At 72.4% G+C, this 14,055-nt stretch carries 10 protein-coding genes; 2 read left to right on the top strand and 8 right to left on the bottom strand.

Going from position 1 to position 14,055, the window contains the following annotated elements; translation table 11 throughout:
• Window positions 1–100: 100 nt before the first annotated feature.
• Together ACWEJX_RS14500 and ACWEJX_RS14495 are read right to left on the bottom strand one after the other, a co-directional pair.
• On the bottom strand, window positions 101–1,159 hold the full coding sequence (locus ACWEJX_RS14500) for a hypothetical protein (RefSeq protein WP_451607786.1): 1,059 nt from the start codon (window positions 1,157–1,159) through the stop codon (window positions 101–103).
• A 514-nt stretch (window positions 1,160–1,673) separates the two neighbouring features.
• Window positions 1,674–2,639 (bottom strand): pirin family protein, encoded by a 966-nt coding sequence (locus ACWEJX_RS14495; protein ID WP_451607785.1) that lies wholly within the window; start codon window positions 2,637–2,639, stop codon window positions 1,674–1,676.
• 188 nt (window positions 2,640–2,827) lie between these two features.
• Here ACWEJX_RS14495 and ACWEJX_RS14490 point away from each other — a divergent pair, with 188 nt between their 5' ends.
• Window positions 2,828–3,115, top strand: a complete 288-nt coding sequence (locus tag ACWEJX_RS14490) for a tetratricopeptide repeat protein (RefSeq protein WP_451607812.1) — start codon at window positions 2,828–2,830, stop codon at window positions 3,113–3,115.
• 101 nt (window positions 3,116–3,216) lie between these two features.
• Here the strand turns inward: ACWEJX_RS14490 and ACWEJX_RS14485 are convergent, their stop codons facing one another.
• The 4 genes from ACWEJX_RS14485 to ACWEJX_RS14470 all read right to left on the bottom strand — a co-directional run bounded on the left by ACWEJX_RS14485 (window position 3,217) and on the right by ACWEJX_RS14470 (window position 10,772).
• Complete coding sequence (locus ACWEJX_RS14485; RefSeq protein WP_451607784.1) at window positions 3,217–6,966, bottom strand: choice-of-anchor D domain-containing protein; 3,750 nt, start codon at window positions 6,964–6,966, stop codon at window positions 3,217–3,219.
• A 181-nt stretch (window positions 6,967–7,147) separates the two neighbouring features.
• Window positions 7,148–7,591 (bottom strand): VOC family protein, encoded by a 444-nt coding sequence (locus ACWEJX_RS14480; RefSeq protein ID WP_451607783.1) that lies wholly within the window; start codon window positions 7,589–7,591, stop codon window positions 7,148–7,150.
• Between the two features lie 60 nt (window positions 7,592–7,651).
• Window positions 7,652–9,301: an amidohydrolase gene (locus tag ACWEJX_RS14475; protein WP_451607782.1), complete on the bottom strand. Its 1,650-nt coding sequence runs from the start codon at window positions 9,299–9,301 to the stop codon at window positions 7,652–7,654.
• Between the two features lie 28 nt (window positions 9,302–9,329).
• A complete protein-coding gene (locus tag ACWEJX_RS14470; RefSeq protein ID WP_451607781.1) occupies window positions 9,330–10,772 on the bottom strand; it encodes a purine-cytosine permease family protein in 1,443 nt (480 codons plus the stop codon).
• A gap of 222 nt (window positions 10,773–10,994) precedes the next feature.
• On the opposite strand from ACWEJX_RS14470, the gene ACWEJX_RS14465 reads away from it, so the two are divergent.
• Window positions 10,995–11,546, top strand: a complete 552-nt coding sequence (locus tag ACWEJX_RS14465; RefSeq protein ID WP_451607780.1) for a TetR/AcrR family transcriptional regulator — start codon at window positions 10,995–10,997, stop codon at window positions 11,544–11,546.
• Here ACWEJX_RS14465 and ACWEJX_RS14460 read toward each other — a convergent pair.
• Together ACWEJX_RS14460 and ACWEJX_RS14455 are read right to left on the bottom strand one after the other, a co-directional pair.
• Window positions 11,543–12,511 carry a hypothetical protein gene (locus ACWEJX_RS14460; protein WP_451607779.1) on the bottom strand — a complete coding sequence of 323 codons (969 nt, stop codon included), beginning with the start codon at window positions 12,509–12,511 and terminating at the stop codon, window positions 11,543–11,545. The genes ACWEJX_RS14465 and ACWEJX_RS14460 overlap by 4 nt on opposite strands.
• Window positions 12,508–13,941: a dihydrolipoyl dehydrogenase family protein gene (locus ACWEJX_RS14455; protein WP_451607778.1), complete on the bottom strand. Its 1,434-nt coding sequence runs from the start codon at window positions 13,939–13,941 to the stop codon at window positions 12,508–12,510. The genes ACWEJX_RS14460 and ACWEJX_RS14455 overlap by 4 nt, the downstream gene beginning before the upstream one ends.
• Window positions 13,942–14,055 lie beyond the last annotated feature (114 nt).

Genomic DNA, 14,055 nt, shown 5'->3' with positions numbered 1-14,055 from the left:
GGCGAGCACACGCCGAGGTGAGACCTTTCCACGCGGCCTGACGGCTGCAACGCCACTTGCAAGGCACGTCGGCTCTGGTCGCGGACGCACGCAGGATGCCTTACGCCGACGACCCGGCATCGCCAGCTCCAAGACGGGTCCCAAGCGCCGTTTCCACAGCAGATACCGCTTCGGCCAGGCTCCGAAAGACCTGAGTGCTTCGCCCGAGCCGTCTCGCCCCCCGCGCCAGCGACTCCCGCATCTGCCGCTCACAGACGACGAAGTCGGCGTAGCCGGCCGCGCAGGAGAGATAGACCATGTCGATCACGTCATTCGGCTTCCACGTGGTGCCACGGTTGAGGTGACGTTCATGGAGCATCTCCCGGAAGAGGCCCAGAGCCGGAAGAGAGGCCATCTTCTGGACGGGCTGAGATCCTGTGCCCCATTCCTTCAGTTGCTCCGGCGTCATTCCTGCGGCAAAGGATTCCTCGGCCACCCTGTTCCGCAGGTCGCTGAGGAGCCATGCGTCGATCGCCTTGCGCTTCTGCTGAGCATCGCCGCTTTGGGTGTCCAGCCAGTCACTGAACTTCTGGTTCGCCTCCGTCCAGCCAAGCTCAGGACCACGCTCCCCACCTTCCGAGTCCAGCATGGTGTCGATCAAACTCACGGCAGAAACAAGCGCCTCCTGCTGGAACGCCGCCATCGGTGGAAAGTCCGCCGGCGCCGAAGCAGGAACGAAGCCTCTCGCGGCCGAATGAAGCGACTTCGGCTCCAACGTCACGACCGGCGCCATCACCTCAGACTGCCTGATCTGCGCACGGAACATCAGACGGAGTTCATCCCTCCACACCTGCAGGGGATCCCGCAACTGCCAGTCCCCGCTGGCCTGAAGAATGGAGAGGCCTAGACGGTAGCGCCCCTCCGCGTTCGACCACTTGGTCGTCTCGTAATAGTGCCCCGACGAAGCAGGAAGGATGATCTTGCGCTCCGCTGACCACTGCGCAAGCTGAAGAGCCGCGACTCGATCATCCGCCGTCCCGCTCCGCTGCCCTCTCATCACATCGCTCACGAGGCGCCATTTGTTCTGATCCAGATAGACGACGAGCCGTCCGGCCAACTGGTCGGCTCGGTCAGGCCGGGGGAGCTCGAACACGATGCTGTCGCCCTTGAGAGTCTGCACAACCAAGCCTTCGAAGGTCGGCGGTTAGGAGACCCGAGACAGCAGACTTGTCGGTTCGAACAAGGGGCCCGGCAGCGGCACCCGCGCCTCTTTGCCGTCGGACCTGACCAATACGAGGGCGTCCGAACCACGATCGGCTGTGATCATCACGATGGGCAACTCGCCTGGGCACTCCATCCGCTCATGATGCACAAGCAGCGGCGCTGAGGACACGGCGGTCCGATGATCGGCACTGTCTCGGGGTGCAGGCTGGGCATGCCAGATCGCTGTACGACCACCAGGCGAGGAAGCCACTGCCCCCGGCAACACACCTGATGACCCATCAGTAAAGTCAGCAAAAGGTCAGCATTCAGCTGACCAGACCTGCTCCCACACGAGCACACCACAGAAGCGCGCCGCGCTGGCTGCGCCACCGAGAGAAGGTGCGAAACCATCCCTCCCAGTGGCACGCCGAAAGTCGGAGGCACAGCCGAGCGAGCCTGCCGCGAAACGACCGCGAGGAGAAAACCCCAGCTTAGCGCACCCGCCCCCGGGCCTTCAGCCGGTTCGCCGGAACCTCGGGCGCGTCCAGCCGGCCTCCGTCGTACCCCTTCACCTCGCCGAAGCGGTCGCCCGTCATCCAGTCGTCCCTCGCCGTGCGGATCTCGTCGTCCGTGCGGCCCACGAAGTTCCACCACATGACGATCTCCTCCTCGAAGGGCTCGCCGCCGAGGAGCATCAGGCCCGCGTCGGAGACGGCGCGCAGCGGGAGTTCGGTGCGGCCGCAGCCGAGGTAGAGCATCGAGCCGGGCAGTACGGGCACGCCGTCGACGTGGGCCTCGCCGGACATGGCGAGGACCGCGTACTCGAAGTCGGGTTCGAGGGGCAGCCGGGTCTCGGTGCCGGCGGTGAGGGCGAGGTCGGCGCCGACGATCGGGGTGTACGCGGTGCCCGGCGAGGCGGCGCCGTCGAGGTCGCCGAGGATGACGGTGGCGGTGAGTCCGGGGGCCGTGACGTGCGGGAGCTCGGCGTGGTGCTGGAAGTGCGGCTCGACGTGCCGGTGCGCGTCGGGCAGGGCCACCCAGAGCTGGGCGCCGTGCAGATAGCGGGCGTGCGCCTTGGGGCTCTCCTCGGAGTGGGAGATGGCCCGGCCCGAGGTCATCAGGCCGAGTTCGCGCGGACGGACGGTCTGCAGGCTGCCGGTGGAGTCGCGGTGCAGCACCTCGCCCTCGTGGAGCCAGCTGACGGTCTGCAGACCCATGTGCGGGTGGGGCGGGACCTGCATGCCGGGTTCGTCGGCGATGTCGTCGGGGCCGTAGTGGTCGACGAAGACCCAGGCACCGACCATGCGGCGGCCCAGGTTGGGGAGCAGTCGGCGGACCTCGGTGGATTCGCCGAGCTGGACGTGGCGGGGGCTGAGGAGTTCCCGTACCGGTTCGGCGACCACGAAGCCCCGGCCGCCGCAGACCTGGAGGGCGGCCTGGCGATCAAGATTGCTCATGGCGCTCAACCTATTCCTGTCGGGGCGCCGTGGGGCGGGGACCCGCACCAGAATATTGCTGGAATGTTCAACCACCATCGGGTGTTGTCGCGACCGTCAGCACGAACGACAGGAGAGACGAGGCCCCGGTGAGCGACGAGACCTACTACGAGTTCGGCACGGCAGCCGACCGCTGGGACCGAGCGCAGATGTTCTTCGAGGCGAAGGAGTATCCGACCGCGGCCCGGATCCTGCGCGGCCTGGTCGCCGAGCACCCGGAGCAGACGGCGCAGCGACTGCTGCTCGCCCGGGCGTACTACCACTCGGCCCAGCTCGGCCGGGCCGAGGCGGAGCTTCGGGTCATCGTGGAGCGCGACCCCGTCGAGCACTACGCCCGGCTGATGCTCGGCCGCACTCTGGAGCGGCAGGGCCGGAGCGAGGAGGCGGCGCCTCATCTGCGCCTGGCCGGCGCGATGGTCGGCGACCTTCCGGAGTGACGCGACCACCGGTCCTCGGGGCGGCACGGCCGACGGGCGGCGACGGCCACTGAGGCCGCCGCCGCCCGTATGCGCGTCAGCGCGCTGTCGCCGTGCCGGCGTCAGTAGCCGATCCGCACACCGGTGACGGTGTGGCGGTCGGTGCGTCCGCCGGTCGCCCCGCTGAAGCCGACCAGGACGTTCTTGGGCAGGGTCACGGCGACGTCGATGACCCGGGTGCCGTCGACGCTGACCTGGAGACGGCCCGTACTGGTCACGACGACGTCGACGGTGTGGCTGCCGGAGCGCAGGTTCGGCACGTTGGTGGCCGTGGCCGCGTAGGTGAGGGTGGCGCCGCTGCCGCCGGTGGCCACGGCCACGAAGTTGGCCGAGGGGTCGTTCGCCCCGTTGTCGTACGTGTCGAGGGTGACGGCCACGCCGGGCAGTCCGGCGAAGCCGAGGCTGCCGCCGCTGCTGGCGGACAGCGCCTTCGGGGTGGCCTTGCTCGCGTCGAGGAGCATCATGGTCATCCCGTCGGCGCCGGTGCCGCCGCCGATGGTGGCGGTGAAGCGGGCCCTGAGGTTCGCCGAGGGCACGGCGGTGGCCTGGACGGCCGAACCGCGCTGGTAGGTCTGGAGCGGGGTGAGTTCGAGGGTGGTGCCGGACATCGCGGCGCTGCCGTTGTACGTCCAGCCGTTGGGGCCGGGCGGCGGAACGGCGTACGCGGTGGCGGTGACGGTCGCCTTGCGGACGGCGTGGATGTCGGTCTTGCCGCCGGTCGCGCCGGTGAAGGCGAGGAGCGCGCTGGGCGGGAGCGAGGCCACGCCGGTGCTGAGCCGCTGGGTGCCGTCGACGGAGACGGTGAGGGTCTTGCCGGTGACGGCGACGGTCACGGCGTGGGTGCCGGAGCGCAGGTCGGGGACGTTGGTGGTGGTCGAGGCGTAGGTGAGGGTGGAGCCGCTGCCGCTGGTGGCGATGCCGACGAAGTTGGCCGAGGGGTCGTTGGTGCCGTTGTCGTACGTGTCGAAGGTGACGGCCACGCCGGGCAGTCCGCTGTAGCCGAGGCCGCCGCCGAGGGCGCCGAGCGCGCTCGGGGTGGTCCTGGCCGGGTCGAGGAGGGCGAAGCCGAGGCCGTCGGCTCCGGTGCCGCCGCCGATGGCGGTGGTGAAGGTGGCCCTGAGGCCGTCGGTGAGCACGGGCACGGGCCAGACGGCGGTGCCGCGCTGGTTCGCGGTGGCCTGGGTCAGCTGGAGGTCGGTGCCGGAGATCTGGGCGTTGCCGTTGAGCCTCCAGCCGCCCGCGTCGGGGCCGGGGACGGTGACGCCGGTGCCGGCGGCGCCGGTGCCCACGAGGCGCTCGGCGATGGCGCCCTGACCGTCGTCGGCGGTGAGTTCGTAGCTCGCGTTCGCGGTGCCGACGGAGGTCGGCGCGAAGGTGACGGCCTGGTGGATCACGTCGCCGGGGTTGAGCACCTGTCCCTCACTGATGGGGGTGCTGACCTGGAAGGGGGCCGCGGGCGCCTTGGCCTTGGTGACGGTGAGGGGGATGTTGCCGCTGTTGCTGATGTCGAAGGTCTTGGTGAGGGACTGCCCCACCTTCACGGTGCCGAAGTCGGTCGAGGTCGGGGTGAGGGTCAGCTTGGCCTGGCCGGTGACGGCGGTGCCCTTGACGCCGACGGTCGCGGTGCCGTTCTGGCCGGTGACGGAGAGGGTGCCGGAGTCGGTGCCGTCGGTCGTCGGGGCGTAGGTCACCTGGACGGAGACGGACTGCTGGGGCTGGACGACGGTGCCGTTCGCCGGGAGTCCGGTCGCGCTGAACGGGGCGCCGGGCGGGGCGGACGCGGAGACGGTCTCGGGCCCGGTGCCGGTGTTGGTGAAGGTGACGCCGAGCGACTTGCTCGTGGACGTGGCGACCGTGCCGAAGTCGAGCGAGGCGGGCGAGGCGTACAGGCCGGGCCGGGTGCCGTAACCGGTCAGGCCGACGGCGCTCTCGCCGAGGTCGGTGGCGAGGGTGAGCACCGAGCTGTCGGAACCGGGCGTGGTCGGCGCGAAGGAGACGGGTACGGAGTAGGTGTCGCCGGCGTGCAGGGTACGGGGCAGGCCGCTCGGGCTCGCGGAGAAGGCGCTGCCGGACGGGGTGCTCGCGGAGTTGACGGTGACGTCACGGGTGGCGGTGACGGTGGCCGTGGCGTTTCCGGTGCTGCCGACGGCGACCTTGCCGAAGTCGACGGGGTTGCCGTTGAGAGCGGCGTTGGCGGGGCGGCCGAAGGCGAGGACGTGGCCGTCGCGGGTGCCGACGTAGACCCGGCCGCCGTCGGTGCCGGGGGTGGCGAACTTGGCGGCGGTGCCGATCGGCGCGGACCAGCGCAGTTTGAGCGTGCCGTTCACGGGGACGGCGTCGTACGCGCGGAGCTGGCCGTTCGCGCCGTTGGAGCCGTCCGCGTAGATCGACCAGACGAGGGCCGAGCCTGAGTTGGTGCCGGTGGAGGTGAGCACGGGAGAGCCGGAGGTGTAGCCGAAGGTCTCGGGGCTGCGGCCGGTGTTGGTCAGCGCGGGTTTCCCGTCGCCGGTGAGGCCGTACCGGAAGGCGCGCAGCGGGCCGCGCGAGCCGATGGTGTAGACGTAGCCGCCCTCGCCGCCGTACACGGCCGGGTGGCCCCAGACCCCCTCGTAAGGTCCGAAGGCGCCGAGCACCTTGTCGGTGCCGTTCGGTCCCTGGCCGCGGCCGCCGAGGTCGTCGCGGTCGAGGAGGAAGAGCCGGCCGTCCTTGCCGATCTGGACGAGGAGATGGGGGTGGGCGCCGGTGCCGAAGTAGCTGTCGGGAAGGCCGACGGGGGAGCCGGAGCCGAGGTCGGTGTCGTTGAGGTCGAGCTGGTTGGCGTTGCTCGGGGCGAAGAAGTCCTGGGCGGACATGGTGCCGTCGCTGTTGACGCCGAGCCGGACGACGGATTCGGAGAGCTGGCCGGGCGGCATCTTGCCGGGGCCGGGCGCGGGGGTGACGCCGTTTCCGGTGGTGAAGAGGATCCGGCCGGCGCCGTCGGAGACCAGGCCGCCGCCGCTGTGCCAGATGCCGGCCTTGCCGTCGGCGGAGGAGTCCTCGGTGGCCCACAGGGTGGTCTTGCGGGTGCTGGTGTTGACGCCGAGGACGTAGCCGACGTAGGGGCCGCGGTCGCAGTGGGAGGCGAACCCGGCGTACACGGAGCCGTTCATGAGGAGCAGCCCGGGGCGCTGGGCGGCGGTGTACGGGTTGAAGGAGCGGCTCGGGTCGTTGGTGGGGGCGCCCGCGACCTTGACCGGCCAGCCGCTGCGTTCGCCGCCGGTGGTGGGGTCGAGGGCGTGCACGTACCAGCTGGGGTGCTGGGTGTCGGCGCCGTCGTCGACCTTGGAGGTGAGGTAGAGGGAGCCGCTCGCCGGGTCGTAGACGGGGGTGGAGGTGACGCCGATGTCGGGGACGAGGTCGCCGCAGTTGATCGCGGAGGCGGGCCAGGGCGCGCCGAGGTTCCTGGTCCAGTTGATCTTCCCGGAGGCCGGGTCGAGCCCGTACACCTTGTTGTTCTCGGTGGCGACGACGAGGGTGCCGCCGACGACGAGGGGCTGGGCGTAGACCTGGCCGTCGACGGTGGTGGAGAACTGCCGGCCGAAGTCGGAGCTGGAGACCTGGCCGGGGGCGAGACCGGGTTCGTTGCGGTCCCAGCCGGTGCGCAGGTTGTCGGTGGAGATGGTGTTCTGATCGGCGGCGGCCCGGTCGTCGGCCGGGGCGGCGGGGGCCGCCTCGGCGGCACCGGCGGTGGCTGCCGAGGGCAACGCACCGCCGGTGCCGAGGATCAGGCACATCGTCAGGATTCTGGCGAGCGCCCTGCGTCTGCCGGTCATCGTCTCCACCCTCGTGTGCGCGCGTGGGGCGGAGACCGGAGTGTGCCCCGCCCAGGACATGGTGGAGCGCGCCCGCCGTCCTCGGCGGGGGCGCCGCACCGAAACGGCGTGCTTCACCTGGTCGGGTGGCCGGGAACCCGCTGGACGGGGGTGCCTGCCGCCGCCTGGACGCCCGGCGGCCTCAGCCCCAGGTGCGGGAGCAGAGCACGAGCCGGTAGCCGTCCGGGTCGGCGACGGTGGCCCCGTACTCGTCCCAGTAGGGGTTGTGGGACGTCACCCGGGTGCCACCGGCGGCGATCAGACGGTCGATCAGGGCGTCCTCGACCGGCCGGCCGAGATAGACGACGAAGAGGTCGTCGACGGTCGGGCTCGGTACGAGGGGCGGCTCGGCGGCCGGGTCGAGGGTCAGCTCGAAGTGCCAGCCGCCGCCGGCCGGACCGACCATCAGCAGTTCGTGCTCGCCGGGGGCGGGGTCGGCCTTGCGCCACAGCACGTCGAGGCCGAGGCCGTCGACGTAGAACCGCTCGGCGGCGGCGAGGTCCCGGGAGGGACGGGCCACGCGGACATGGGTGGTGGCGTCGATCACCCGGGGACCTCCCGGCTCGGTGGTGGCGCGTTCCGTCATGACGTCGACCTTACGATCTTGGAGCCGGGCCCCACCACCCCGTGCCCGTCAATGGCTCCTTCACGCGGTGTGCACCACCTCGCCGCCGACCACGACCGTCTCGGCGACCGTGCCCGGAATGGCGTCGGGCTCGACGCGCAGGATGTCGCGGGAGAGCACGACGAAGTCGGCGAGCTTGCCGACGGTGAGCGAACCCCGTTCGCGCTCCAGGAAGTTGGCGCGGGCGGAGCCCATCGTGTAGCCCTCGACGGCGGTGGTGACGTCGATGGTCTCCTCGGCGGTCCAGGCCGCCCCGCCGCCGGGCGGGCGGCGGGTGACGGCGGCGTGGATGCCGATCAGGGGGTCCATCTCGGCCACGTTCCAGTCGCTGGACAGCGCGAGCAGGGCCCCGGCCCGGTGCAGACTCCGGAGCGGCCACGCCTTGTGCCAGCGCTCGGGGCCGATGTTCTCGGCCCAGTCCTGGCCGGGGCCCGCGATGTCGGGGGCGGCGTGCCGGGGCTGCATGCACGCGGTGACGCCGAGGGCGGCGAAGCGCGGGGTGTCGGCCGGGTCGAGGCACTCGACGTGCACGATCTGGTGGCGGGCGTCGCGCGGCCCGTTGACGGCGCGGGCCCGTTCGACGGCGTCCAGGACCGTGCGGATGCCCCGGTCGCCGGTGGCGTGCACGAAGCACTGGAAGCCGCGGGCGTCGAGGCGGGTGAGCAGCTCGGCGAACTCCTCGGGCGGGTAGAAGGTGTCGCCGCGGTGGTGGCCGCAGCCCGCGTACGGTTCGAGGAGGGCGGCGGTGCGGGGTTCGACGACGTCGTCGATGTAGAGCTTGAGCGGGCCGACGCGCAGCCGGTCGTCGGCGAACTCCGCGGCGGCCGCGGCGAATGCGTCCAGGTCGGCGTCGGTGGTGCCGCGCGGGTGGAAGAGCGCGGCGACGATCCGCGAGCGCAGCCGGCCCTCGGCGCGGGCGCGCCGGAAGAGGGCGAGGTCGTCGAGGGAGTTCTGGGGCTCGACGACGGTGGTGATGCCGTAGCCGACGGCGGCGTCGAGGCTCTTGGCGAGCCGCCCGTACTGGCGGTCGGCCGAGGCCCACGGCACGCCGAGCACGCGCAGCGCGCGGTGGCCGTCGCGCGAGAGACCCTTGACCGCGAAGTCCTTGACGAATCCGGTGGGTTCGCCGGTGGCCGGGTCGGTGACGGCGGTGCCGAAGGGCAGGTCGGTACGGTCCGGGCGGACGTCGAGACGGCGCAGGGCGGCGGTGTTGAGCCAGGCCGTGTGGACGTCGTACGAGAGGACGAGGGCCGGCGTGTCGCCGGTGACCGGGTCCAGGTCGGCGGCGGTGGGCATCCGGCCGCCGGGGATCGCGGAGTAGTCGAACGCCTCGGCCTCGATCCAGCGGGCGTCGGGGTGGGCGGAGCGCCAGGCGCGGATCCGGGCGTGGATCTCAGGGAGGTCGCGGGCGCCGGCGAGCTGGACGCAGGCGTCGTCGGAACCGAGGCGGACGTGGTTGTGGGCGTCGACGAAGCCGGGCAGGACGAGCCTGCCGCCCGCGTCGACGACCCGGGTGCCGGGTCCGGCCCAGGCTCCGGCCGCGGCATCGGCGTCGGATCCGATCCAGACGATCCGTCCGCCACGGACGGCGAGCGCCTCGGCCTCGGGCAGGGCCGGGTCGACGGTGTGGATGCGGGCATGGGTGAGGAGGAGGTCGGCGGGGTGGTTCATGCGGGTCTTTCTCCTGGTGGAGGGGATGTCAGGCGGAGGCGGGGCGGACGGCGCGGCGGGCGAGGGGGACGTACACGGCGGCGGAGACGACGGCGCCGAGGAGGGAGAGGTCGGCGCCGCCGAGCGGGGCGACGAGCGGTCCGGTCCACAGTTCGGAGTCGCAGGTGAGGGCCGCGAAGGTCATCCCGGCGAGCAGGGCGGCGGTGCCGGCCGGGTGCCAGCCGGCCCGGTACCAGTAGGCGCCGTGCCCGTGCGCGTGCAGCGCCTCGGCGTCGTAGCGGCAGCGGCGCAGCACCATGTCGGCGAGGAAGACGCCGCCCCAGGGGGCGAACACGATGATGAGGAGGGAGAGGAAGGAGAGCAGCGAGGTGGTGAAGTCGGCGAGGAACAGGGCGCCGAGGGAACCGGCGGCGGTGACGGCGGCGCTGATCAGGATCGCGCGGGCGCGGTTCCACGGGATGCCGAGGACCTGGAGGTTCAGGCTGGAGGAGTAGAGCGTGATGATCGAGTTGGTGACCGAGCCGCCGAGGACGAGTGCGAGGAACAGCGGCTGGAACCAGCCCGGCAGCAGTCCCTCCGTACCGGCCACGGCGTCGGTCATGTCGGCCTGGGTGGCGGCGGCGACTCCGGCGATGCCGAGGGCCACCGAGGAGACCAGTCCGCCGAGGCCGCCGCTCCAGGTGAGCGCCTTGAGGCTGGTGGTGCGCGGCAGGTAGCGGGTGTAGTCGGCGGGCATCGGTACGTACGAGAAGGGGCCGGCCAGCATGACGACGAGGGCCAGGCTCCAGCCGGAGGCGCCGGGCGCGGCGGCGGGGGCGGTGGTGTCGGCGCCGGGCAGGACGAGGACGAGCAGGGCGGCGAAGCCGACGGCGAGGACGTAGGCCATCCAGCGCTCGGCCCACTGGACGGTGGCGTGGCCCCAGAGGGCGACGGCGAAGGTCAGGGCGAGGGTGACGGCGAGGGCGAGGGCGCGCGGCAGGTGGCCGCCGCGCCAGCCGAGGTCGGCGAGGAAGGCTTCGAGCGCGAGGGTGCCGACCACGGTGTTGACGATGGTGTAGCCGATGCTGACGACCCAGTTGAGCAGTCCGGCGGGCCAGTTGCCGCGGACGCCGAAGGCGGCGCGGGAGATGACGAGGGTGGCGGTGCCGGTGCGGACGCCGCTGAGTCCGGCGGCGCTGATGACGAAGAAGGAGAGCCCGCCGAGCACGACGACGAGGGTGGCCTGCCAGAAGGACAGGCCGAAGGCGACGGCGAGGGCGCCGTTGATGACGTAGGTGAAGGTCAGGTTCGAGCCGAACCACAGCCAGAAGAGGTCCTTGGCGCCGCCGTGGCGTTCGGCGTCGGGGATGGGGTCGATGCCGTGGCCCTCGACCTGGAAGACCTCGTCGCGGCCCACCGGGCCGGCGGCGTCCGCTCTGCCCGCCGGGCCGGCTGGGCCGGCCGCGTCGGGCGTCGTCTCGTGTCCGGGCATACCGCGCCCCTCTCATTCCTTGAACGACGTTCTAATTTCTTGAACGGCATTCAAGATGTGGGAGAGGTTCCGGCCGCGTCAAGACCCCGGCGGGAAGCGGTTAGGGTCGTGCCCGTACGGCAGTGGGCGACCAGGAAGGGCACGGCACCGGTGGCAGCGGCAGCGCGGGCGGGACGGCGGCGGGACGGGAGCATCACGCGCGAGCGGATGCTCGAGGAGGCCATGAACGCCATCGCCGAGGACGGCCTGGCCGCACTGACCATGTCGGCCCTCGCCGACCGGCTCGGCACCAGCGGCGGCCACATCCTCTACTACTTCGGCAGCAAGGACCTGCTCCTGCTCGCCGCCCTGCGCTGGAGCGAGGCCGCCCTCGCCGAGGAGCGCCGCGCCCTCCTCGCCCGCCGCCTCACCGCGCCCCGCCGCCTCGACCTCTTCCTCGAGCTCTACCTCCCACGCGGCCCCCGCGACCCGCGCTGGACGCTCTGGATCGAACTCTGGGCCCGCATCCCGGCCAACGAGGAACTCCGCACCGCCCAGCGCGAACTCGACCGCGGCTGGCACGAGGACCTGGAGCTGCTCCTCGCCAAGGGCGTCACCCAGGGCCGCTTCGCCGCCATGGACGTCACCGCCCGCGCCTCCGAACTCCTCGCGCTCCTCGACGGGTTGAGCACCCGCGTCGTCCTGGGCGAGGACCCGGGCCGGGACCCGCGGCCCGCACTGGAGGCGGCGCGGGCGGCGGCGGAACTGCTGGTGCCGCGCGTCGACGCCGGCTAGTCCGGCTGGACCGGTTCGCTGGGGGCCGGGTCGGGCAGGGGCTCCCAGGGCTGCGGCTGCACCGGCGTGAACGGCCAGTCGGCGGCCTCGGGGTGACGGCTCATCTGTTCCGCGTGCCAGAGGATCTGCTCGGTGTGAAGGGCAGGGCGCGAGAGCCGGGCCAGCGGCGCGTGCCGGGAGGCGATCTCGTCGGCGAGCAGCAGCGCCGCCCCGGCGTCCGAGCCGGGGTCTCCGGGGTGGGCGTGCGGGACTCCGTACCACTTGGCGACGGAGCGGAGGGAACGGCTGCCGGGGCGGTAGCGGTCCGCGTGACGGTCGAGGACGAGGGGGTCGCAGATCGGGGCGACGCCGCCGGGGAGGCGGGTGGTGAGCGGGGCGAGGTCGTGGCGGAGGAGCTCGGCGTGGAGGGTGGAGAGGACGTGGGGGGCGTACCAGACGACGAGGAGCTGATGGGCGGCGAGGTGGGCGGCGACGAGGGTGGCGAGTTCGTCGAGGGCGGCGGTGGGATCCTGGGTGTCGGATCCCATGTCCGAACTCCTGGATCCAATATCCGGGATGCCGGATCCAGAATCCTGGAGGCTGGATCCAGGGTCCTGGAGGTTGGATCCGAGACCGTGGAGGTTGGATCCAGGATCCTGGACGTCGGATCCGAGACCCTGGACATCGGATCCGATATCCAGGACCCAATCGCGAACCGTGCCGTCGCTGCCGCGCAGCGCCGCGGATCGGATCCGGTCGACGGCCGGACGATGGCCGGTGGATCCGATGTCCAGCGACAGCAACGGCCGCCGGTGCCAGCCCGGATGGTCACCGCGCGGCGGCGGACCCGGCTCCGGGGCGTGATGCGGGTGGTAGACCTCCCATCCCTTGGGGCCGTGCCGCAGCAGACCGGTGCCCGCGGGGACCTCGCCGCCGCAGCGGGCGCAGGAGGCGTCGTACTCGTTGACGCGCTCCGGCGGGGTCACGAGGTGCCCGCTCCGTCGCGGTACGCCTCCAGGAGCCGGAGCCAGGCCTCGCTCAGGGTGGGGTAGGCGGGAACGGCGTGCCAGAGGCGGGAGATGGGGACCTCGCCGGCGACGGCGATGGTGGCGGAGTGGAGGAGTTCGCCGATGCCGGAGCCGACGAAGGTGGCGCCGAGGACGGTCTCGCGCTCCGGGTCGACGACCAGGCGGGCGTGGCCGCGGTAGCCGCTGGCGAAGAGGCCCGCGCCGGCGACCGAGGCCAGGTCGAGGTCGATGGCACGGGCAGGGCGGCCGGCGTCCCGGGCGGCGGCGAGGGTGAGTCCGACGGAGGCGGCTTCGGGGTCGGTGAAGACGACCTGGGGCACGGCTGCGTGGTCGGCGGTCGCGCTGTACGGCCCCCAGGGGGCCGGGTTCGCCTCTCCCTTGGCGCGGGCGGCGATGGCGGCTCCGGCGATCCGGGCCTGGTACTTGCCCTGGTGGGTCAGCAGCGCGCGGTGGTTGACGTCGCCGACGGCGTAGAGCCAGTCGGATCCGGCCACCCGCATGCTGTCGTCGACATCGAGCCAGGAGCCGGGCTCCAGGCCGACCGTGTCGAGGCCGACGTCCTCGGTGCGCGGCCTGCGGCCGGTCGCGAACAGCACCTCGTCGCCCTCGACGTGGTCGCCGTCCGCCAGGACGACGGTGACCGGACCGGTGCCGCCGTCCCGTACCAGCGCGGTGACGGAGACACCCGTGCGGACCTCGCCGCCGCGTTCGGTGAGGGCGGCGGCGACGTGCTCGCCGGCGAACGGCTCCATCCGGGACAGCAGTCCCCCGCCCCGTACGAGCACGGTGACGTGGGAGCCCAGTGCCTGCCAGGCCGTCGCCATCTCGGCCGCCACCACTCCCCCGCCGACGACGACGAGCCGGTCCGGCACCTGGCTGGAACTGGTCGCCTCGCGACTCGTCCAGGGCCGGGCGCCGGTCAGCCCGGGCAGCTCGGGCAGCACCGCGCGACTGCCGGTGCAGACGGCGACGGCGTGCCGCGCGGTCAGCGCGTAGTGGTCGCCTTCGGGCGCCTGCACGGTGACCCGGCGGGGGCCGTCCAGCCGCCCGTGGCCGCGGTAGAGGTCGGCGCCGGTCGACCGCACCCAGTCGACCTGCCCGTCGTCCTGCCAGTTCCCGACGACGGAGTCGCGGTGGGCGAAGACCTCGTGGGCGTCGAGCGGTCCGAAGGCGTGGCCGCGCAGACCGGGCACCTTGCGGGCCTCGGAGCGGGCGATGGCGGGCCGCAGCAGCGCCTTGCTGGGCATGCAGGCCCAGTACGAGCACTCGCCGCCGAGCAGTTCGGCCTCCACCACCGCGCAGCTGAGCCCGGCCGCCCGGACCCGGTCCACCACGTTCTCCCCGACCGGTCCCGCGCCCAGGACCACTACGTCGTACTCGAGTGTCATGGGTTCCAGTCTGGGGGCGGCGGCGTGGAATAGCGCGGCTCGATACGCCGTTGTGCGTGGCGGGTCCCGAGGGGACCGTGAGGAAACCGCCAGGAGACCGCCCCGGAGAGGCAG

It is taken from the genome of Streptomyces sp. NPDC004788 (genome assembly GCF_053601115.1).
This window is presented reverse-complemented; position numbering and strand designations above follow the sequence as displayed.

Bases quoted from the DNA above. Each gene is read 5' to 3' on its own strand.
- ACWEJX_RS14490 (WP_451607812.1), top strand. From the start codon at position 2,828: ATGTTCTTCGAGGCGAAGGAGTATCCGACCGCGGCCCGGATCCTGCGC.
- ACWEJX_RS14495 (WP_451607785.1), bottom strand. From the start codon at position 2,639: ATGAGCAATCTTGATCGCCAGGCCGCCCTCCAGGTCTGCGGCGGCCGG.
- ACWEJX_RS14470 (WP_451607781.1), bottom strand. From the start codon at position 10,772: ATGCCCGGACACGAGACGACGCCCGACGCGGCCGGCCCAGCCGGCCCG.
- ACWEJX_RS14480 (WP_451607783.1), bottom strand. From the start codon at position 7,591: ATGACGGAACGCGCCACCACCGAGCCGGGAGGTCCCCGGGTGATCGAC.
- ACWEJX_RS14475 (WP_451607782.1), bottom strand. From the start codon at position 9,301: ATGAACCACCCCGCCGACCTCCTCCTCACCCATGCCCGCATCCACACC.
- ACWEJX_RS14465 (WP_451607780.1), top strand. From the start codon at position 10,995: ATGAACGCCATCGCCGAGGACGGCCTGGCCGCACTGACCATGTCGGCC.
- ACWEJX_RS14455 (WP_451607778.1), bottom strand. From the start codon at position 13,941: ATGACACTCGAGTACGACGTAGTGGTCCTGGGCGCGGGACCGGTCGGG.
- ACWEJX_RS14485 (WP_451607784.1), bottom strand. From the start codon at position 6,966: ATGACCGGCAGACGCAGGGCGCTCGCCAGAATCCTGACGATGTGCCTG.